Annotated in this window: 17 protein-coding genes; 10 read left to right on the top strand and 7 right to left on the bottom strand. The window is 72.4% G+C overall.

Going from position 1 to position 18,076, the window contains the following annotated elements; genetic code table 11:
- Window positions 1-15 precede the first annotated feature (15 nt).
- Together PJ985_RS10930 and PJ985_RS10925 are read right to left on the bottom strand one after the other, a co-directional pair.
- Window positions 16-897 carry a hypothetical protein gene (locus PJ985_RS10930; protein WP_271683460.1) on the bottom strand — a complete coding sequence of 294 codons (882 nt, stop codon included), beginning with the start codon at window positions 895-897 and terminating at the stop codon, window positions 16-18.
- Window positions 894-1,394, bottom strand: coding sequence for a GNAT family N-acetyltransferase (locus PJ985_RS10925; protein ID WP_271683459.1), 501 nt, complete (start codon window positions 1,392-1,394; stop codon window positions 894-896). The genes PJ985_RS10930 and PJ985_RS10925 overlap by 4 nt, the downstream gene beginning before the upstream one ends.
- A gap of 165 nt (window positions 1,395-1,559) precedes the next feature.
- Between PJ985_RS10925 and PJ985_RS10920 the strand changes: the two genes are divergently transcribed.
- From PJ985_RS10920 to PJ985_RS10905, 4 genes are all read left to right on the top strand, one after another.
- A complete protein-coding gene (locus PJ985_RS10920) occupies window positions 1,560-3,980 on the top strand; it encodes a helicase-associated domain-containing protein (protein WP_271683458.1) in 2,421 nt (806 codons plus the stop codon).
- Between the two features lie 352 nt (window positions 3,981-4,332).
- Window positions 4,333-5,604, top strand: coding sequence for a KamA family radical SAM protein (locus tag PJ985_RS10915; RefSeq protein WP_271683457.1), 1,272 nt, complete (start codon window positions 4,333-4,335; stop codon window positions 5,602-5,604).
- A 106-nt stretch (window positions 5,605-5,710) separates the two neighbouring features.
- Window positions 5,711-6,658: an aminoglycoside phosphotransferase family protein gene (locus PJ985_RS10910; RefSeq protein WP_271683456.1), complete on the top strand. Its 948-nt coding sequence runs from the start codon at window positions 5,711-5,713 to the stop codon at window positions 6,656-6,658.
- 134 nt (window positions 6,659-6,792) lie between these two features.
- A complete protein-coding gene (locus PJ985_RS10905) occupies window positions 6,793-9,027 on the top strand; it encodes a catalase (protein ID WP_271683455.1) in 2,235 nt (744 codons plus the stop codon).
- Between the two features lie 132 nt (window positions 9,028-9,159).
- Here the strand turns inward: PJ985_RS10905 and PJ985_RS10900 are convergent, their stop codons facing one another.
- Together PJ985_RS10900 and PJ985_RS10895 are read right to left on the bottom strand one after the other, a co-directional pair.
- Window positions 9,160-9,387 (bottom strand): DUF397 domain-containing protein, encoded by a 228-nt coding sequence (locus PJ985_RS10900; RefSeq protein WP_271683454.1) that lies wholly within the window; start codon window positions 9,385-9,387, stop codon window positions 9,160-9,162.
- Window positions 9,384-10,235 (bottom strand): helix-turn-helix domain-containing protein, encoded by an 852-nt coding sequence (locus PJ985_RS10895; protein ID WP_271683453.1) that lies wholly within the window; start codon window positions 10,233-10,235, stop codon window positions 9,384-9,386. Before PJ985_RS10895 ends, PJ985_RS10900 begins: the two co-directional genes overlap by 4 nt.
- Window positions 10,236-10,767: 532 nt before the next feature.
- Between PJ985_RS10895 and PJ985_RS10890 the strand changes: the two genes are divergently transcribed.
- Genes PJ985_RS10890 through PJ985_RS10880 form a run of 3 tightly spaced genes read left to right on the top strand, consistent with a single transcriptional unit; the run spans window position 10,768 to window position 12,075 of the window.
- Window positions 10,768-11,196, top strand: a complete 429-nt coding sequence (locus PJ985_RS10890; protein WP_271683452.1) for an ATP-binding protein — start codon at window positions 10,768-10,770, stop codon at window positions 11,194-11,196.
- On the top strand, window positions 11,193-11,540 hold the full coding sequence (locus PJ985_RS10885; protein WP_271683451.1) for a hypothetical protein: 348 nt from the start codon (window positions 11,193-11,195) through the stop codon (window positions 11,538-11,540). The genes PJ985_RS10890 and PJ985_RS10885 overlap by 4 nt, the downstream gene beginning before the upstream one ends.
- A gap of 22 nt (window positions 11,541-11,562) precedes the next feature.
- The gene (locus PJ985_RS10880; RefSeq protein WP_271683450.1) at window positions 11,563-12,075 is read left to right on the top strand and encodes a hypothetical protein; all 513 of its coding nucleotides are present in this window, start codon (window positions 11,563-11,565) and stop codon (window positions 12,073-12,075) included.
- Between the two features lie 185 nt (window positions 12,076-12,260).
- Here the strand turns inward: PJ985_RS10880 and PJ985_RS10875 are convergent, their stop codons facing one another.
- Window positions 12,261-12,788, bottom strand: a complete 528-nt coding sequence (locus PJ985_RS10875; RefSeq protein WP_271683449.1) for a flavoprotein — start codon at window positions 12,786-12,788, stop codon at window positions 12,261-12,263.
- Between the two features lie 238 nt (window positions 12,789-13,026).
- On the opposite strand from PJ985_RS10875, the gene PJ985_RS10870 reads away from it, so the two are divergent.
- The 3 genes from PJ985_RS10870 (at window position 13,027) to PJ985_RS10860 (ending at window position 17,129) form a co-directional block, all read left to right on the top strand.
- A complete protein-coding gene (locus PJ985_RS10870) occupies window positions 13,027-13,584 on the top strand; it encodes a TetR/AcrR family transcriptional regulator (protein ID WP_271683448.1) in 558 nt (185 codons plus the stop codon).
- Window positions 13,585-13,665: 81 nt separating this feature from the next.
- Window positions 13,666-15,357 carry an alpha/beta fold hydrolase gene (locus tag PJ985_RS10865; protein ID WP_271683447.1) on the top strand — a complete coding sequence of 564 codons (1,692 nt, stop codon included), beginning with the start codon at window positions 13,666-13,668 and terminating at the stop codon, window positions 15,355-15,357.
- Between the two features lie 98 nt (window positions 15,358-15,455).
- Window positions 15,456-17,129, top strand: a complete 1,674-nt coding sequence (locus PJ985_RS10860; protein ID WP_271683446.1) for a DNA repair helicase XPB — start codon at window positions 15,456-15,458, stop codon at window positions 17,127-17,129.
- A gap of 114 nt (window positions 17,130-17,243) precedes the next feature.
- Here the strand turns inward: PJ985_RS10860 and PJ985_RS10855 are convergent, their stop codons facing one another.
- Entirely contained in the window at window positions 17,244-17,471 is a 228-nt protein-coding gene (locus PJ985_RS10855; RefSeq protein ID WP_271683445.1) for a hypothetical protein, read from the bottom strand.
- 72 nt (window positions 17,472-17,543) lie between these two features.
- Window positions 17,544-17,933, bottom strand: a complete 390-nt coding sequence (locus PJ985_RS10850; protein WP_271683444.1) for a hypothetical protein — start codon at window positions 17,931-17,933, stop codon at window positions 17,544-17,546.
- Window positions 17,934-18,076: the final 143 nt, after the last annotated feature.

Raw genomic sequence — 18,076 nt, 5'->3', positions numbered from 1 at the left:
TGCACGCGCCCGGTGTCAGAGCGGGAACTCCCCCGGAGCCAGCTCCTCGAGGGAGACAGTGAGATCGGCAGCGGGCACCGGCACGTCGAACGGCTCGTTGTGGTCAGTCAACTCGGTCTCCATCCGGAAACTCATGCCGCCCGTCTCCTGGAGGCTGAGCACGTGCAGCGGGTAGGGCTCGCCCTCGGTCGCGACCAGCACCGTGGTCGTCACCGTCGCCGACTCGGCGACCGCTTCCATCCGGACGCGGACCACCGGTACCCCGCGGTGCACGGTCTCCTCCTCCCGGAAGAACTCCCGCTCGGCGGAGTGCAGCTGGTCCTGGTCGATGCCGGACACCCGGTCCATCCGGCACAGATCGACGAACTCCGCCACCTCCGGCCGGTCCGCCGCCGCGTGCAGGTACCGGTCCGCGTACGTCTCGGCAGCGTCGGGGCTGCCGCCGGAACCCCAGGCGGTCGCGTCCGGCTTCAGCCACACCTCACCGGCCGCGTCGCCCGCGTGCCGCAGGATGATGTCCACCCGCCCCATGCCCGCCCGGCTCACGTGGCCGGCGCAGTTGCCCTCGGCGTCCACCCGCAGCTCCAACCGGGCGTCCAGGCCCCCGGTGCCCGTCGCGGAGGTGCGCACGGAGGACACCTCCAGCAACGCTGCCTCCGCCCGCTCCAGGATCTCCTCCCCGCTCAGCTCCGTCAGTGCGCCCCCTGCGCCACCCGGCCCACCGCCCCCGCCGCCTTCGCCTGCTCCAGCGCCCCCGGCGCAGGAGGACAGCAGCAGCACCGCGGCGAGCAGCACGCCGGCCCGGCAGGTGACACCGCCGCGCACCCGTCCCTCCGCTCCCCGCACCGGACCGCCCGGCCTCCCCGCACCCGCCGGAGACGCCGTCGCCCCGGTCACCGGAGCTCCTTCACCATGGTGTCGGCGTCCGGGCCCGACTCCACCCGGGCGAACCCCTCGTCCTCGTACAGCCGCACCGCCCGGTTGGCGCGCTCCACGCTCAGGGAGAGCCTGCTGATCCCCGCCTCCGCGGCCCGCCGGGCCAGCTCCCGCAGCAGCGCCCGCCCGACCCCCCGGCCGCGCCAGTCGGCGACGACTCCCAGGGACACCTCCGGCACATCCGGAGCGACGAAACCGTAGCCGGGGTCCTGCGCGTCGAACCGGCGCAGCCAGCCTGCCCCGACCGGCCGGCCGTCCGGTCCGACCGCCACCGCACCGAGGTCGCCGGGCCGCGGCCAGCCCGTCACGTAGTGCGCCAGCTCGTGCTCCGTGAGGATCCGCCGCCGCCCCACCGGCTCCCGGGCGGCGGACCAGTTCACGGCCTCGACGAGCATGTCCGTCAGGAACTCGGCGTCCTCGGCCGTCGCCCCCCGGATCGTGTACCTGGTCTCGGTCATGCGCGCGACCCTAACCCGCCTGCCACGGTGGCGCGCCCCGTTCGCCCGGTCCTGCACACTCCCCCCTCGCCCGGACCTGCGCACTCTCCTGCCACACCGCGCGCCGCTGACCACCGGCCCGCGCGGTCCGGTGGTCAGCGGCGCCGGAGGGGTACCGTGGTGCGGATGACCAGTGAGGACAGCCGGAACCCCCGCACCCTCGCCGACGCACTGCGGTCCGCCGACGACAGCGTGCTCTCCGCCCTGCTGCGGGCCCGGCCGGACCTGCTGTCCCCACTGCCCGGCGACCTGTCGCAGCTCGCCACCCGGGCCGGAACCCGGACGTCCGTGCTGCGTGCCCTCGAACGGCTCGACACCTTCGCCCTGCAGACCGCCGAAGCCCTCGCCGTGGCCCCGCAGCCCTGCACCCGTTCGGCCCTCGCGGAGCTGCTGCCCGGCGGGGAGGAGGAACTCCCCCGCGCACTGGCCACCCTCCGCACCCGGGCCCTGCTGTGGGGCGGCGACGACGGGCTGCGGCTGGTCCGCACCGCACAGGAGTTGCTCGCCCCGGCGGCCGGCCGGCCCAGCGCCACCGGGCTGGGCCCCAGCCTCGCCGAGGCCACCAGCGGTCTCCCACCGAGCCGGATGCAGCAGCTGCTCACCACGGCCGGACTGCCCGCCACCCACGACCCGGTGACCGCACTCGCCGCACTCCACCGGCTGTTCACCGAGCCCGCCCGGATGACCGCCCTGCTCGAAACAGCTCCCGAGCAGGCCCGCGCAGCCCTGGACCGGCTCCGGTGGGGACCGCCGTACGGGGAGGTCTCCGCCCGTCCCGGACCGCACCTGCGCTGGCTGATCGACCGCGGGCTGCTGGTGCCGACCGCGCCGGGGACGGTCGTCCTGCCCCGGGAGGTGGCGCTGCACCTGCGGGGCGGCCGCGCACACCGGGAGCTGCGGCCCTCCGCACCGGTTGTTCCGGTGCACGCCCGGTTCGAGCCCGGCACGGCCGACGCGGCGGGCGGCGGGCAGGCGTTCACCGCCCTGAGCCTGATGGAGGAACTGCTGACCGGCTGGGAGACCGACGCGCCGCCCGTGCTGCGGGCCGGCGGCCTGGGCGTGCGGGAGCTGCGGCGGACGGCCGCCGCGCTGGAGGTGCCGGAGCCGGAGACCGTGTTCTGGATCGAGCTGGCCTACGCGGCCGGGCTGGTGGCCGCCGACGGCGAGACCGACGCGCGGTACGCCCCGACCCCGGCATACGACGAGTGGCTCCGGCAGCCACCGGAGGACCGCTGGGTCCTGCTGGCCGCCGCCTGGCTCGCCGGCACCCGGGTCCCGGGACTGGTCGGCGGGCGGGACAGCCGTGGGCGGGCGCTGGCCGCGCTCGGCCCGGGGCTGGACCGCGGGCCCGCCGCTGAGCTGCGGCGGCGCGCCCTGCGGCTGCTGGCCGGGCTGGACGAGGGCAGTGCCCCGGACCCCACGGGCGTGCTGGAGCACCTGCGCTGGGAGCAGCCGCGCCGGATGCCGGACGAGCTCCGGGCCACCCTGGGCGGGGCGGTGCTCACCGAAGCGGAACGGCTGGGGGTCACCGGACGCGGGGCGCTGACCGGCTTCGTCCGGCCACTGCTGGAGACCGGGAGCGCGGTGGACCGCGGCGCGGCCCGGGTGTCCGCGGCCGACCTCCTCCGGCCGCTGCTGCCGGAGCCCCTGGACCACATCCTGCTGCAGGCCGACCTGACCGCCGTCGCGCCCGGTCCGCTGCAACCGGAGCTGGGCCGGACGCTGGCGGTCGCGGCCGAGGTGGAGTCCAAGGGTGGCGCGACCGTCTTCCGCTTCACGCCCGGCTCCGTCCGCCGGGCCCTGGACGCCGGCTGGTCTGCGGCCGAGCTGCACACCTTCCTCGCCAAGCACTCCCGCACCCCGGTGCCCCAGCCGCTGAGTTACCTGGTGGACGACGTGGCCCGGCGGCACGGCCTGCTCCGGGTCGGGGCGGTGAGCAGCTACCTGCGCTGCGACGACACCGCGCTGCTGGACCAGCTGCTCGCCGACCGGCGGTCGGAGTCCCTGCGGCTGCGCCGGATCGCGCCCACGGTGCTGGTCTCCGGAACGGTACCGGAGGTGCTGCTGGAACGGCTGCGGGAGCTGGGGCTCGCGCCGGCCGCCGAAGCAGGGGACGGCACCGTGCTGACGGCGAGCCGCGCGGTCCGCCGCACCCCACCGCGCAGCGCGCCGGAGCCGGTGCCGGACAGCCCGCCCGCTGCCGACGGGCCGCTGCTGGCGGCGGCGGTCCGTGCCATCCGGGCGGGAGACCACGCGGCAGGGGCCGCCCCGCGCCCGGCGGTCCGGGTCCCCGAATCCGAGGGCCGCCACGGCGGCCTGCCGCGTACCTCCGCGGCGGACACCCTGACGACCCTGACGTCCGCGGCCCGCAGCGGTGCGCTGGTGTGGATCGGCTACGTCGGCGCCGACGGGGTGGCGGGCCAGCGGGTGCTGGCACCGGTCCGGGTGGAGGGCGGCTTCGTCACCGCCTTCGATCACACGGCGGACGAGGTCCGCACCTACCCGCTGCACCGCATCACCGGCACCGCGGAGCTCGCCGACAGCTGAGCCGCGCAGCGGACGGCCGGCACCCTGCGCCGGTACCCGGCACCCGGGCGGCAGGACCGGGCGGCGGGGCACGCCGTGCGGGGCGGCCGGAGGCCACCGCATCCGGCCCGTCCGGTAGCGAAATCCGGACGGTTCCGCCCGCACCGCGGAAGCCCTGACCGGCCGCGGAAGCGCCCGGGGCACGGCCTCTGCCCGGTGGGCAGCGGGGGCGCGGACATGCGGCGCAAGGACCGTCGCAGGCTTTCCCCGTCGTCGCGGGTCCTCTCCTGACGGCGTCGGTGTGTGATGCTGGCCGGTGAAAATCGGCCACCCATTCGTCCGCCCCGCGGAGGAGAGGACCACCAGAGCACAGATGAAGATCTACTCCAGCGAGCGTCTCGCCCGATTGGCAGCCGACCGAGGCATGCCCGACGATTACCTGCGAGACCTTCGGGTCGTCAGCAGCGTGTTGCCCTTCAAGGTCAACGAGTACGTCGCCGACGAGCTGATCGACTGGTCGGCCGCCCCCGACGACCCGATCTTCCGGCTCACCTTCCCGCACCGCGACATGCTGCCCCCGCATGCCTACCAGCGGATGGCCACGCTCCTCGACTCCGGAGCGGACCGCAAGGAGATCAAGGCCGCGGCGCAGGAGATACAGACCTCGCTCAACCCGCACCCCGGTGACCAACTGGCGTCCAACGTGCCGCTGGTGGACGGCCGCCGGGTGGAGGGCCTGCAGCACAAGTACGCCGAGACGATGCTCGTCTTCCCCTCGCAGGGGCAGACCTGCCACTCGTACTGCGGTTACTGCTTCCGCTGGGCGCAGTTCGTCGGCATATCGGAGCTGCGGCAGGCGATACGCGGCCCCGAGGCCATGGAGAAGTACCTGGCCGAGCACCCGGAGATCACCGACGTCCTGTTCACCGGCGGCGACCCGATGATCATGAAGACCGAGGTGCTGCGCCGCTGGACCGATCCTCTGCTGACACGTGAGCGCGACACGGTCCGCACACTGCGCTTCGGCACCAAGGCCCTGTCCTACTGGCCGCAGCGCTTCACCAGCGACCCGGACGCCGACGACCTGCTGCGGCTGTTCGAGGAGGCCATCGCAGCCGGGAAACACGTCGCGGTGATGGCGCACTTCTCGCACCCGAACGAACTCGAGACCGACGAGGTGCGCAAGGCCGTCTCGCGCATCCGGTCCACCGGCGCCGTCATCCGGACCCAGGCGCCGCTCATCGCGCACATCAACGACGCCCCGGGGGACTGGTCACGGATGTGGCAGCGTCAGGTCGAGATGGGCATGTCCCCTTACTACATGTTCATGGAGCGGGACACCGGGGCGCAGTCCTACTTCGGGGTGCCCGTCGTCCGTGCCCTGGAGATCTACCGCGCGGCCGTGCGGGGCCTGTCGGGCCTCGGCCGCACCGCCCGCGGCCCGGTGATGTCCGCGGCTCCGGGCAAGGTGCACGTGCACGGGATCGCCGAGGCCGGCGGGGAGAAGGCCTTCGTGCTGAGCTTCCTCCAGGCCAGGGACCCGGAGCTGGTCGGCCGGCCGTTCTTCGCCGCGTACGACGAGAGCGCCGAGTGGTGGGACGACTTCAAGCCGCTGCCCGGCGTCGGCACCCTGGGCCCGCAGTGACACGGCACTAGAGAGACCGGGGCCGCCCTGTTCCCTCCCGGAACCGCGAGGGGGACAGGGCACCGCGGACGGCGGGGCACCATGGACGGCGGGGCACCATGGACGGGTGCCGATCGAGATCCCGGAACGTCTCGCCGCCTCCCACGCCGCGCACTTCGGTGACGCCGGGCGGGCCTGGACGGCAGCCCTGCCGGTGCTGGCCGCCGGCCTGCTGGAGCGGTGGGAGCTGCGCCGCGCGGGGCCCGTGCGCTGCGGGGCCGTGGCGCTGGTCCTGCCCGTTCACCGGGCCGACGGCACCGCCGCGGTGCTGAAGCTCCAGCCGGTGGATGAGGAGACGCGGGGCGAGCCGGCGGCGCTTCGGGCCTGGGGCGGCGACGGTGCGGTGCGCCTCCTCGCCGAGGACCCGGACTCCGGGGCGCTGCTGCTCGAGCGTCTGGACGCCGACCGCTCGCTGGAGGATGTGCCCGACGTCACCGAGGCCACCCTGCTGCTCGCCGGACTGCTGGCCCGGCTGGTGACCGTCCCCCCGCCGCCCGGGCTGCGGCGCCTCGGAGACCTCACCGCCCGGATGCTCCGGGAGACTCCCGGCGCGCTCCCCCGTCTCGCCGGCGCCCGGCACCGGGCCCTTCTCCTGGACTGTGCGGCGGCGGTCAGGGAGGTGTCGGCCGAGCCCGGCGGCCAACTGCTGCACTGGGACCTGCACTACGGCAACGTGCTCGCCCCGCTGCCGGCCGCCTGTCGGGAGCGGTGGCTGGTCATCGACCCCAAGCCGCTCGTCGGCGATCCCGGTTTCGAGCTGCTGCCCGCCCTGCGGAACCGCTTCGCCGAGCTCACCGCCCACGGGGACCCGCGACGGGCGGTCCGGCGCCGCTTCGACCTGATGACCGAGGTGCTCGGCCTGGACCGGGAGCGGGCGGCGGCCTGGACTCTCGGCCGGGTGCTGCAGAACACCCTCTGGGCCCTCACCGGGGGCGCCTCGGCCCTGTCGGAGGCAGAGGCCACGATCGCCGACGCCCTCCGGTACGGGAGCCGGCTCCGGAACCGGCACCGGTGAGCCCTTCGGGACTCAGCCGCTCCGCACCCCGGCTGAAGACACGCCGGAAGTTCCGGGAGCATTTGGCCTAGTTTGGGAGCGCTGTCGCGGGGTCACTGCATAACCTGACACCGCACCCTCCCGGGAGACAGACCGTGACAGACCGCCCAGAACAGCAGGACATCCCCGGCCGCCCCGGCAGCGAGCCCCCGGCGCTGGAGGAGCCGACCGAGCCGCGCGAGCCGCTGCCGCCCAAGCCCGACCAGAGCGCACCCGAGCCGTACTCCCCCACCGGGCGGCACACCGGAGCGGACCGCACCGCGCGGGCGCAGAGCGGCGCGTACCTCACCGACGCGCAGGGCGTGCGCCGACCGGACACCGACCACTCACTCAAGGCGGGCCCCCGGGGCCCGGTACTGCTGCAGGACCATCACCTGCGGGAGAAAATCACCCACTTCGACCACGAGCGGATCCCCGAGCGGGTGGTGCACGCCCGGGGCGCCGGCGCCCACGGCGTCTTCCGCGGCTACGGCACCGCGGCCGGCGTGTGCAAGGCCGCGTTCCTCCGGGAGGACGAGGAGACCCCGGTCTTCGTGCGGTTCTCCACCGTGCTCGGGTCCCGGGGTTCCGCCGACACCGTGCGCGACACCCGCGGGTTCGCGACCAAGTTCTACACCAGCGAGGGTGTCTACGACCTGGTCGGCAACAACATGCCGGTGTTCTTCATCCAGGACGGCATCAAGTTCCCCGACATCATCCACGCCGGGAAGCCGCACCCGGACCGGGAGATCCCCCAGGCGCAGAGCGCGCACGACACCTTCTGGGACTTCGTCTCGCTGCACACCGAGGCGACCTTCCACACCCTGTGGAACATGTCCGACCGGGGGATCGCCCGGTCCTACCGGATGATGGAGGGCTTCGGCGTCCACACCTTCCGGATGATCAACTCCGAGGGCGACACCACCCTGGTGAAGTTCCACTGGAAACCGCGGGCCGGCGTGCACTCCCTGGTGTGGGAGGAGGCGCAGCTGACCAACGGCGTGGACCCGGACTTCCACCGCCGGGACCTGGCCGACGCCATCGAGGCCGGGGCGTACCCGGAGTGGGAGCTGGGCATCCAGACCTTCCCGGACACCCCCGAGCAGACCTTCCACGGCATCGACCTGCTGGACCCCACCAAGATCGTTCCCGAGGAGCTGGCCCCGGTGCAGCCGATCGGCCGGATGACGCTCAACCGCAACCCGTCGAACTTCTTCGCCGAGACCGAGCAGGTCGCCTTCCACGCGGGCCACGTGGTGCCCGGCATCGACGTCACCGACGACCCGCTGCTCGCGGCCCGGCTGTTCTCCTACATCGACACCCAGATCACCCGGCTGGGCGGGCCGAAGTTCGCCCAGATCCCGGTCAACCGGCCGCACGCACCCGTCAACGACATGCTGCGCGACGGCATGCACCAGCAGGCCGTGCACACCGGCGTGGCGCCCTACCGCCCCAACTCCCTCGACGGCGGATGCCCGTTCACCGCCGGCGCGGACAACGCGGCGTTCGTCGAGGTACCGGTGCCGATCGCGGAGAGCCGCAAGGTGCGGGAGGCCCCTGCCTCGTTCGCCGACCACACCAGCCAGCCCCGGCTCTTCTGGCTGAGCATGACGCCGGTGGAACGCGAGCACATCATCGCCGCCTACACCTTCGAGCTCAGCAAGTGCTACGAGAACACGATCAAGGAACGCGCGCTGCGGGTGCTGGCCGACATCGACCCGGTGCTCTGCTCAAGGGTCGCCGAAGGGCTGGGCCTGCCCGCCCCCGAACCGTCCGGTCCGCTGCCCGACCCGGAGCCGAGCCCCGCCCTCTCCCAGCTGGGCCGGGACTGGCCGGTCACCGGCCGGGTCATCGGCATCATCGCCGACGACAGCAGCGACCTCGGCAGCGTCCGGGCGGTACGGGACGCCGTCATGGAGGGCGGCATGGTGCCGCTGGTCGTCGCTCCGGCCGGCGGGAAGCTCGGCGGCGACGGCACCGACCCGGTGACCGTGCAGCGCACCTTCGCCAACGCCCGCTCGGTGGAGTTCGACGCGCTGCTGCTGGCCGGCGCGCCCGCCGCGGCCCCCGACGCCTACGGCTCCCGGGACGCCAAGGCCGGGACCGGGGACGCCACCGGCCCGGCCGCCGACCCGCGGGTGCTGCTGATGGTCGGCGAGGCGTACCGGCACGCCAAGCCCCTCGGCGGCTGGTCCGACGCGCACGCCGTACTGACGGCGGCCGGCTGCCCGGACGGCGCCCCCGGTGTCGTCCTCGGCGACCGGGCCGAACCCGTCCTCGACAGCGTCACCGGCCTCCTCGCCCGGCACCGCGTCTGGGACCGCTTCCCCGTCCCCGCCGGAGAGGGGTAACCCCTCCCCGTGCCCGCACCCGGGTCCGGCCGGCCGCTCCCCGAGCAACCGGCCGGGCCCGCTGCTGTGCTGCAGCGCGAGCGTCGCCGCCAGCCCTGTGAGGGGCACGCCGCCGACGAACCCGAGGCCCGCTCAACTGCCGAGCCGACCGGTCACGGCACTGTCCAGGAACATGCTCCAGGCTGCCGGGGAGAAGGTCAGCACCGGGCCACCAATCTTCTTGGAGTCCCGTACCCCGCGCGTCTCCGGCGCGAGCACGGCTATCTCCACGCAGTTGTTCGTGCTGCCGCTGCGCGACGACTTGATCCACTCGACGTTGCGGTACGGCGAGTTCATGGTGTCACTGCTCTCTCTGGTCATAGCGCTCTCCTGATCTCGTTGACAAGGTCCAGCGAGTCACCCGGGTTGAGCGCCGACGACCTGAGGACGTCAAAAACGAGGGTGTACTCCTCGACCGTGGAGGGCTTCTCCAGGTACAGGCTGCTCGTGAGGTTCTCCAGGAAGATGATCTCCCTGTCCCCCGGCATCGGGAAGGCGAAGATGACGAAGGGCCCGGACAGCCCGGCGTGTGCTCCTGACCGGTAGGGCAATACCTGGAGCGTGATGTTCGGCTGCTCGGTCATCTTCGCCAGGTGCTCGATCTGTGCCGTCATGACACCGGATCCACCGACCGGCGTGCGCAGGGCAGCCTCACCGACGATTGCCCAGAACCGTACCGGGGACTCCTTTCTGGTCAGGATCGTCTTGCGTTCGGCGCGAACCCGCAACAGCTTGTCGACGGAGTCCTCACTCACCATGGCCGGGTTCGCACGGATGACGGCCTTGGTGTAGTCGTCCGTCTGCAGCAGACCGGGCACGAGGACCGTTTCAAATGAGCGGATGTAGGTGGCCTCGGACTCCAGCCCCAGCAGATTCTCGTAAGTCGGGTCGAGCCCGTACTCCTCCCACCAGTTCTGCTGGTTCGAACGCCGGGCCATCGCCGACAGGGTCGCGCGGATGCCGTCCTCGGTCACTCCGTAAAGGTCCAGCAGATCTTCGACGTCCCGGCGCTTGATGGGGAGATGGCCCGTCTCCAGGCGGCTGATGCGGCTGCGGTGGCACTCAAGCACGTCCGCAGCATCGTCCAGAGTCTTTCCCGCCTCCTTGCGGAAGTTGCGCAGCTCGGAGCCCAGCCGTCTGCGGCGCGCGGTGGGGCTACCGGAAGCCATAGCGCTTGCCCCCTTGAAGTGGTCGGATCAGCAAGTTTTTCGCGGGCACAAGTCTGCCTCCTCCGCAGCAGTGGTGGTAGCCGGACCGGGCCTAGTCGTGCGAGTAGCAAGTATGCATGAAGAAACTTCCCTGCGGGAAAGTTGCGGCAAGGACGATTGCCGAGTCATGATGCCTCTTCAGCAGTTACTCCTTGTGTCGCCAATCGAGCATCGAGTGACTGTGGCGTCGTCATGCTGAAGGTACCGAGCGCTCAGTAGGAGATCTCATGGTTGTGCTCAGCGGGGCCTCAGCGTTCCGAGCGGATCCCCCTGGCACCGCACTGCCCTCGCTCCAGGCGAAAGTGCGTGCTTGCGGGCGTCGCCTCGTCGAGTGCGAGCGGAGCGCCTCTTCTGCTTCTCGGCAGAACGGGTGGCAACTTCCGGGTGCGGCATGGACCTGCGCCTCGATGCGCCCACCCGCATGCCGAGACAGTCGCCCAGCGAAGGTGCTGTCCGCGAACGCACGGCACGACCTGCGAGTCAGGACAGTGTCATGAGCCACACCACGCGAGCTGACACCGACGGCACCGGACATGCGTGGGAGCTTCGAGCAGAAGCCACGACCCTCGGCCTGTGGCGGAAAGAAGTTGCCATGGCCGTTGCGAAGTTGGGCGGGAACTGCGAGGCCGTGGAGGTGGCGCGGCTGGGCGTGTCCGAACTGCTCTCGAATGTGGCGGCGCACGTCGCTGATCCCGCCTGCCGGCTGGAAGTGCTGCGGGATCAAGGCGGGATCCGCGTGCAGCTGTTCGACCACTCACCCGTCGCGCCTGCGGTACTGACCCCGCGCTGGGAGGCGGAACGAGGGCGGGGTCTGTGGCTGTTGCGGGAGCTGGCTGACGGGCTCGGCTATGTGCTGACCCCATCCGGCAAATGGGTGTGGTTCGTGATCAACTCGGCAGAACCTGACAGGGAGGCGTCGTGATTGCGATGGTGTCCGCTTGGCGGGCAGAGATCGTCGCGTATCAAGAGGACCCGTCGCCGCGCATGTATCACCTCGGTGAGGCGTTCTCGCGGGATGTCGGCGAACTCCAGTGCGCGGTGCGTGCGCGGGCGGTGGAGATCGCCGGCCATCTGGCCCATGGAGATGAGGACGACCGCCGGGCCGCCGCAGCGTTTCGGACCTGGGCGGATGCTCTGGTCTCCGCCGAGAAGCGCCGTCGGCTGCTGCAAGGCGAGTTCCTGACTCATGCGTTCGCCGGGGGTGGGTGCGTGTGGGAGCTTTCCCTGCGCCCGGTACCCGCCTGCTGCAAGGGGGTTGCCCAGTGAGCACGGATACGGATCGGGCGGGGTGCTGGTTTCCGTGCAGGCGGCGGAACGGCCTCGCAGCCTGTCGCCGGGCTCGGCCTCGCGCGGCGGGAGCACGATGATGGCCGCCGAGCCGAACCGTCGGCCCCCGTTGATTGCCGCTGCCAGGGAAGTTGTTCCGGTCGCTTTCGCCACCCTCGCGCGTGGGGACGTCCTGGAGATCGGTGGTCGGCGACAGCCGATCGCCGCTCTGCTACAGACTCGCGGCGGGTTCGTCGTCCAGTTTCCCGATACCGCCACCATGCAGATCCTTTGCCCGCCTGAGGTCCGCACCATCGACGGCCGCGCGCTCCGGCTCGACGACATCCCTCCCCGACGCTGCCTCTGGTGCCACCACCATCGGCGCTTGGTTGCCGTGGGGCGCTACACCACGGAATCCGGTCGCACCGTCGTCGTCTACGCGTGCACCGCATGCGTCGGCCGGCACCGGCTCTTGCCGCTGGGGTTCCGCGCCAGTACTGATACGGAGGTCCGCCGCCGGTCCGCTCCGCCCTGACCCGAGCACACCGGCACGTTTCCTCACGACCCGCCGCGCGGGCCTGCCCGCCACTGGGCGGGCAGGCTGCGCGCCAAGGCCGGGACCGGTGACGCGGCCGACTCGGCCGCCGACCCACGGATGCTGCTGACGGTCGGCGAGGCGTACCGGGACGGCGACGTTGCCGACGGCAGCCGGAGTGCAAGTCAGCCTGCGGCGGCGATCGCCCGTGCCCACGGAAATACCGCGGCGTTGCCGGTGCGGGGCGGGTGGGGTGCATAGCCGTCCGGGCCGCCGAGCAGGACCCGTACTCCCTGTGCGCGGAGGGTTTCCACAGCACGTGGAACGGCCGGCTGTGCGCCGAGGGCCGTGCTCCAGAACGGCATGGCGACGACGGGTGTACCCAGGTGCGCGGCTTCGGCCGGCAGTCCCAGGGAGAGAGTGTCGGTGATGCCCGCAGCCCAGCGGCACAGGCTGGTGGTGGTCAGCGGCGCGACAAGCATCGCGTCCGCCGGTGGCAATCCGCCGGACTCCCCGGGGCGGGTGTACCGCCAGCGCACTGGATGGCCTGTCAGCTTCTCCAGCTCTGCCGTGCGGTCCTCCCACCAGGTGGCCACCGTGGGGGAAAGAACGAGACAGACGTCCCAACCGGCAGCCTGCCCGGCACGCACGCCACGGTCCACGTACTCCGCAGGGCCGGCGGCGGTGGCAATCAGGTACAGCACCCTGGTCATGTCCGCACTCCACACCGCGCTGCCAGGGCGGTCAACTCCGCAGTCGGTGCAGGTACCAGCTTCATCAACTCGCCGACCAGCTGGATGACAGCCGGACGATGCCCCCACCTCGACTGAGGGGCGCTCGTCGACACAATCCCGCTGCCAGGCTCGGCGCCACCCCCGCACCGCTTCGAGCGGCAAGGCCGGTACGGCCGGCGGTTGACAGGAATATGTAGATCGGTCTAGCTTGGCGCTCATGGGACAGAAGGGCGCCGAGACGCGGGACCGACTGCTGGAGGCAACACAGGAGTCGGTCGAGACCGCAGGGTACTTCGGCACCGGCCTCAACCAGGTCATCGCGGCCAGCGGCACACCCCGCGGCTCGCTCTACTTCCACTTCCCCGGCGGCAAGGACCAGTTGGTCGCCGAGTCCGTCCGGCGTGCCGGCCGGACGATCGGCGGCACCCTGGGAAGCCCGGCGGGTTCCGGCCCCTCGGTGGCGGAGGCGGTCGACGGCGTGCTCCGGCAACTCGGTGACCGGCTGGAGCAGTCCGGCTGGCGCAAGGGGTGCCCGGTCGCGACCGTGGCACTGGAGACGGCCGCCACCAGCGACCCACTGCAGGAGGCGTGCTCCGAGGTCTACAGCTCATGGGAGGCGGCCTTGCGCGCACAACTGGCGGGCCACCGGGACGCCGACGACCTCGCGGTCACGATCCTCGCCCTCATCGAGGGCGCACTCCTGCTGGCCCGCACGCACCGCAGCAGAAAGCCCCTGGACAGCGTCGCCCGCCAAGTCGGCGCCCTGCTGAGCTGACACGGCCCGCCGCACCCGGCGGGCCCTTTTTCCGGCCTGCGAATATGTAGACCGATCTATTGAGGATCATTGAGGAGTCTCATGGACACACTCGTCTTCGGCGCGACCGGATTCATCGGCCGCTCCCTCGTCGCCGAACTGCTCACTCGCGGCCAACGGGTGGCGGCAGCCGTCCGCAACGACACCCTCACCTCCTGGCTGGTCTCCCGGGGCGTCGACACCGGAAACCTGGAGATCGTCACCGCCGACATCACGCGACCGCTCTCGGGCCTTCCCGAGGTGCGCGATGTCTACAACACCGCAGGCCGTTACGCCTTCGGTCTCGGGGTCGAGGAGGCGCGGGCAACGAATGTCACCGGGGCACTCCATGTGCTCGAATGGGCCGCCGCACTGCCCCGGCTGCGGAGGCTGGTGCACCTCAGCGGCTACCGGGTCAGCGCGGCCGAGGGCGTGCCCGACTACGCCGGGCTCGGCGCGTACGAGGCCTCGAAGTTCGAGGGCGATCTCGCGGTGCGGACCCGGGCACACGAGCTGGAGGTCCCGCTGACCATCGTCAACCCCAGCGCCGTGATCGGTCCGGGCCAGTACATCGGCCTGGCCCCCCTCGTCGAGGACCTGTGGAACGGGCAGCTCCCCGCACTGCCCGGCAGCCCCCACACCTTTGTGCCGATCACCACCGTCGACCACCTCGCGCGGTTCCTGGCCGAGGTCCCCGCAACGCCTGCGGGTGAGCACCACTGGGTACTTGACGACACCACGCCGCTCCTGCCCGAGCTGATCGCCACGATCGCCGACCACACGGGGGTACGGGCACCCCGACGGACCGTCCCCGTCGGCCTCCTGCGGCGGCTGCCGCGCAGGCTGACCGGCGCCGACCCCGAGACGCTGTCGTTCCTCTCCACCGACCGCTACCCCACAGGCAGCGCCCTCGCTCTCGCCGCCCGGGCAGGCCTGGAGATGCCCCCGGCCGCCGACGCCCTGCGCACCTGGGCCGACGACCTGGTGGCCGCCCGCTTCGGCGCCGCACCGCCCACCCTCAGCCCGTACGGCTTCCGCGCCGTGGCGGACAGCCGCACCTGGGTGACCGGGGAGCAGCACCGCCCCGACCATGTCCTGCTGCACGGGCTGCCGATGAACGCCGACGTCTGGGCGCCGCTCACCTCCCGCCTCCCCGGCCCGGTCCTGGCTCCCGACCTGCCGGGGCTGGGTCGCTCAGGCACCACCGTCCAGTCGCTGGATGCCTGGCTGGCCGAGCTGATGGGCCCGGTGCGGACCCACCCGGTACTGGTCGCACACTCCATGGCCTGCGGATCCGCGCTGCGCTTCGCCGTCGACCATCCGGAGCGCCTCAGCGGCCTCGTCCTCGTCTCCCCGGCCTTCCTCCAGTCACCCGCGCCCCGGCTCGCCCGCTCGGGCCTGGCCGCGCCGCTGCTGCGCCGCATGTCCGCCGCCCGGCTGGCTCGCACGCTGGGCGTCCCCGAGGGCCCGGAGGTGACGAGTGCCGCGGCGGACCTGCGCCGTCCCGGGGTGGCGCGCCGGACGACCGCAGCGCTGCGCACCGCCGCCGGTGAGCGCCGGCAGTCGCGGGCGCTGCTGGACCGGGTGCGTGTTCCGGTCCGGATCATTGTGGGAGCGGCCGACCCCTTGGTCACGGCCGTCGACCACCCGGTGACCGAGATCGCCGGGGCGGGGCACTACCCCCAACTGACGCACCCCGCACAGGTCGCCCTCCGCCTCGGCACCGACGCCGCGCACGCTGCCTGTCCGGAGTAGTCCGCGTCACTCCGGCGGTTTGCGCGAGCGTGCACACTGGAAGCTTGGCCCGGCTCCCGACCGGCCGGGCCCTGCGTGTCGCGGAGCGAGGAGAGCATGTGAACACGGGGCCCCTGATCGTGCAGAGCGACAAGACGCTGCTGCTCGAAGTCGATCATGAGCAGGCGGACGAGTGCCGTCGCGCGGTCGCGCCGTTCGCCGAGCTGGAGCGGGCTCCCGAGCACATCCACACCTACCGGGTGACGCCGCTCGGGCTGTGGAACGCGCGGGCGGCCGGGCACGACGCGGAGCAGGTCGTGGACGCCCTGGTGCGGTTCTCCCGGTACCCGGTGCCGCAGGCCCTGCTGGTCGACGTGGCCGAGACGATGGCCCGGTACGGCCGTCTCAGCCTGGTCAAGCACCCCGTGCACGGGCTGGTGCTGGAGTCCACCGACCGGCCGGTGCTGGAGGAGATCCTCCGCTCCAAGAAGATCAAACCGCTGGTCGGTGAGCGTCTCGACCCGGACAGCGTCGTGGTGCACCCGTCCGAGCGCGGCCAGATCAAGCAGGCGCTGCTGAAGCTCGGCTGGCCCGCCGAGGACTTCGCGGGATACGTGGACGGTGAGGCGCACCCGATCGAGCTGGACGAGAGCAGCTGGCACCTGCGGCCGTACCAGAAGCAGGCGGTGGACGGCTTCTGGCACGGCGGCTCGGGAGTGGTCGTGCTGCCCTGCGGGGCCGGGAAGACGCTGGTCGGTGCGGGCGCCATGGCCACCGCGAAGGCGACCACGCTGATCCTCGTCACCAACACGGTCTCCGCCCGGCAGTGGAAGGCGGAGCTGGTGCGCCGGACCTCCCTGACCGAGGACGAGATCGGCGAGTACAGCGGGACCCGCAAGGAAATCCGCCCGGTCACCATCGCCACGTACCAGGTGGTGACCACCCGCCGGAAAGGCGTCTACGCGCACCTGGAGCTGTTCGACTCCCGGGACTGGGGGCTGATCATCTACGACGAGGTGCATCTGCTGCCCGCGCCCGTCTTCAAGTTCACCGCCGACCTCCAGGCCCGCCGGAGGCTGGGGCTGACCGCCACGCTGGTCCGGGAGGACGGGCGCGAGTCGGACGTCTTCTCCCTCATCGGCCCCAAGCGGTTCGACGCCCCGTGGAAGGAGATCGAGGCGCAGGGCTACATCGCGCCCGCGGACTGCGTGGAGGTCCGGGTCGATCTCACCGGCTCCGAGCGGCTCGCCTACGCGACGGCCGAGGCGGACGAGAAGTACCGGTTCTGCGCCACCACGGACTCCAAGCTGCGGGTCACCGAGGCGCTGGTGCGGAAGCACGCGGGGCAGCAGACGCTGGTCATCGGCCAGTACATCGACCAGCTCGACGAGCTCGGTGAGCGGCTCGGCGCCCCGGTGATCAAGGGCGAGACGACCAACGCGAACCGGGAGAAGCTCTTCGGTGCCTTCCGTTCCGGGGAGATCCAGGTCCTGGTGGTCTCCAAGGTCGCGAACTTCTCGATCGACCTGCCGGAGGCGACCGTCGCCATCCAGGTATCGGGGACCTTCGGCTCCCGCCAGGAGGAGGCGCAGCGCCTCGGCCGGGTGCTGCGTCCGAAGGCGGACGGACACGAGGCGCGGTTCTACTCGGTGGTCGCCCGCGACACCATCGACCAGGACTTCGCCGCGCACCGGCAGCGGTTCCTGGCCGAGCAGGGCTACGCGTACCGGATTCTGGACGCCGGGGACCTGACACCGGGCGTCGAGCACGACGAGACCCCCGACGGCACCTGACGGACGGCCCGGGGTGCATCGGGCGCGTTTCCACGGGGACACCAGCCTTTTCGACGGGGAAATGCGCCCTTTGCCGTGGGCGGGCCGAGCCGGGAGCCGCCACGCACGGGGCGGTTATGCGGAAGGGCTCGTCCGGGGAGGAGGGCCTTCGGCCCGGCCCTGTGGGCCTTCTTCGACCTTTCCCAGGACGACGACCTCGAACCCGGTGCGGGCGAGCACCCGGGTGGCGCGCAGCGTGCTGCCCAGCAGGTGCCGGGGGTGCCGCGAGCCGCGCAGGGCTGTGGCGCCGGGCGGACGGGCCCGGGGTCCTCCGCGGGACGAGGGAACAGTGCCGGTGCTCATATTCCCCAGCGTGCGCCCGGAACGCCGCCACGTCTTCACCCTTTTGGCTGAATATGCGCAGCTGGCGCACCGCTACCGGGAGAGGGACCCCAGCGCGCTGCCTGCGGCGGGCAGCTGTCCTGCGGACACCCCGCCGGCCGGCGGCGCGAGCGTGGTCCCGGCCAGCGGGTTGAGCTGGAGGTCCCGGGCCGGGCCGACGGTGGCGCTGGTGGCCCGCTGAAGCGAGAACTGCACCGTCCCGGCGGGGTCGGTCGCCGGGGAGGTGTCCAGCGTGCCGACGGGGAGATCCAGCCGGTTTTCCTCGGCGGCGGACGCCTGCACGGTGCCGGCACCGAGCGCCGCGCCCGCAGCGATCACCGTCAGCCCGACGCGGGTGAGGGCCCGGGAGAGTGCCCGCATGAGAGCCGCCGCGCGAGGGGCGGCGGGGGCCCTGTGCCGCGGACGGCGCGCGTGAGAAGCCATGATCCACCTGTCTGTCCGAGCTCTGCTGTTCCGTACCTGCCTGCCGTGCGGAGGTCGTGGCCCGAGTGGCACGGCCCCTGGAACCGACGGGGCCCGGCCGACGCCTGACCGCCGACCGGTCGGCGACATTCCGCACGGAAGTC

The sequence above is a fragment of the Streptomyces sp. ACA25 genome (genome assembly GCF_028200735.1).
GTDB lineage: Bacteria > Actinomycetota > Actinomycetes > Streptomycetales > Streptomycetaceae > Streptomyces.
Note: the sequence above shows the minus strand (reverse complement) of the source record. Positions and strands in the feature narration are given on the sequence as shown.

Excerpts from the sequence above, each read along its gene's own strand:
- PJ985_RS10915 (WP_271683457.1), top strand. The coding sequence starts at position 4,333 with ATGAAGATCTACTCCAGCGAGCGTCTCGCCCGATTGGCAGCCGACCGA.
- PJ985_RS10875 (WP_271683449.1), bottom strand. The coding sequence starts at position 12,788 with ATGACCAGGGTGCTGTACCTGATTGCCACCGCCGCCGGCCCTGCGGAG.
- PJ985_RS10895 (WP_271683453.1), bottom strand. The coding sequence starts at position 10,235 with ATGGCTTCCGGTAGCCCCACCGCGCGCCGCAGACGGCTGGGCTCCGAG.
- PJ985_RS10850 (WP_271683444.1), bottom strand. The coding sequence starts at position 17,933 with ATGGCTTCTCACGCGCGCCGTCCGCGGCACAGGGCCCCCGCCGCCCCT.
- PJ985_RS10865 (WP_271683447.1), top strand. The coding sequence starts at position 13,666 with ATGGACACACTCGTCTTCGGCGCGACCGGATTCATCGGCCGCTCCCTC.
- PJ985_RS10925 (WP_271683459.1), bottom strand. The coding sequence starts at position 1,394 with ATGACCGAGACCAGGTACACGATCCGGGGGGCGACGGCCGAGGACGCC.
- PJ985_RS10890 (WP_271683452.1), top strand. The coding sequence starts at position 10,768 with ATGAGCCACACCACGCGAGCTGACACCGACGGCACCGGACATGCGTGG.
- PJ985_RS10920 (WP_271683458.1), top strand. The coding sequence starts at position 1,560 with ATGACCAGTGAGGACAGCCGGAACCCCCGCACCCTCGCCGACGCACTG.
- PJ985_RS10855 (WP_271683445.1), bottom strand. The coding sequence starts at position 17,471 with ATGAGCACCGGCACTGTTCCCTCGTCCCGCGGAGGACCCCGGGCCCGT.
- PJ985_RS10900 (WP_271683454.1), bottom strand. The coding sequence starts at position 9,387 with ATGACCAGAGAGAGCAGTGACACCATGAACTCGCCGTACCGCAACGTC.
- PJ985_RS10870 (WP_271683448.1), top strand. The coding sequence starts at position 13,027 with ATGGGACAGAAGGGCGCCGAGACGCGGGACCGACTGCTGGAGGCAACA.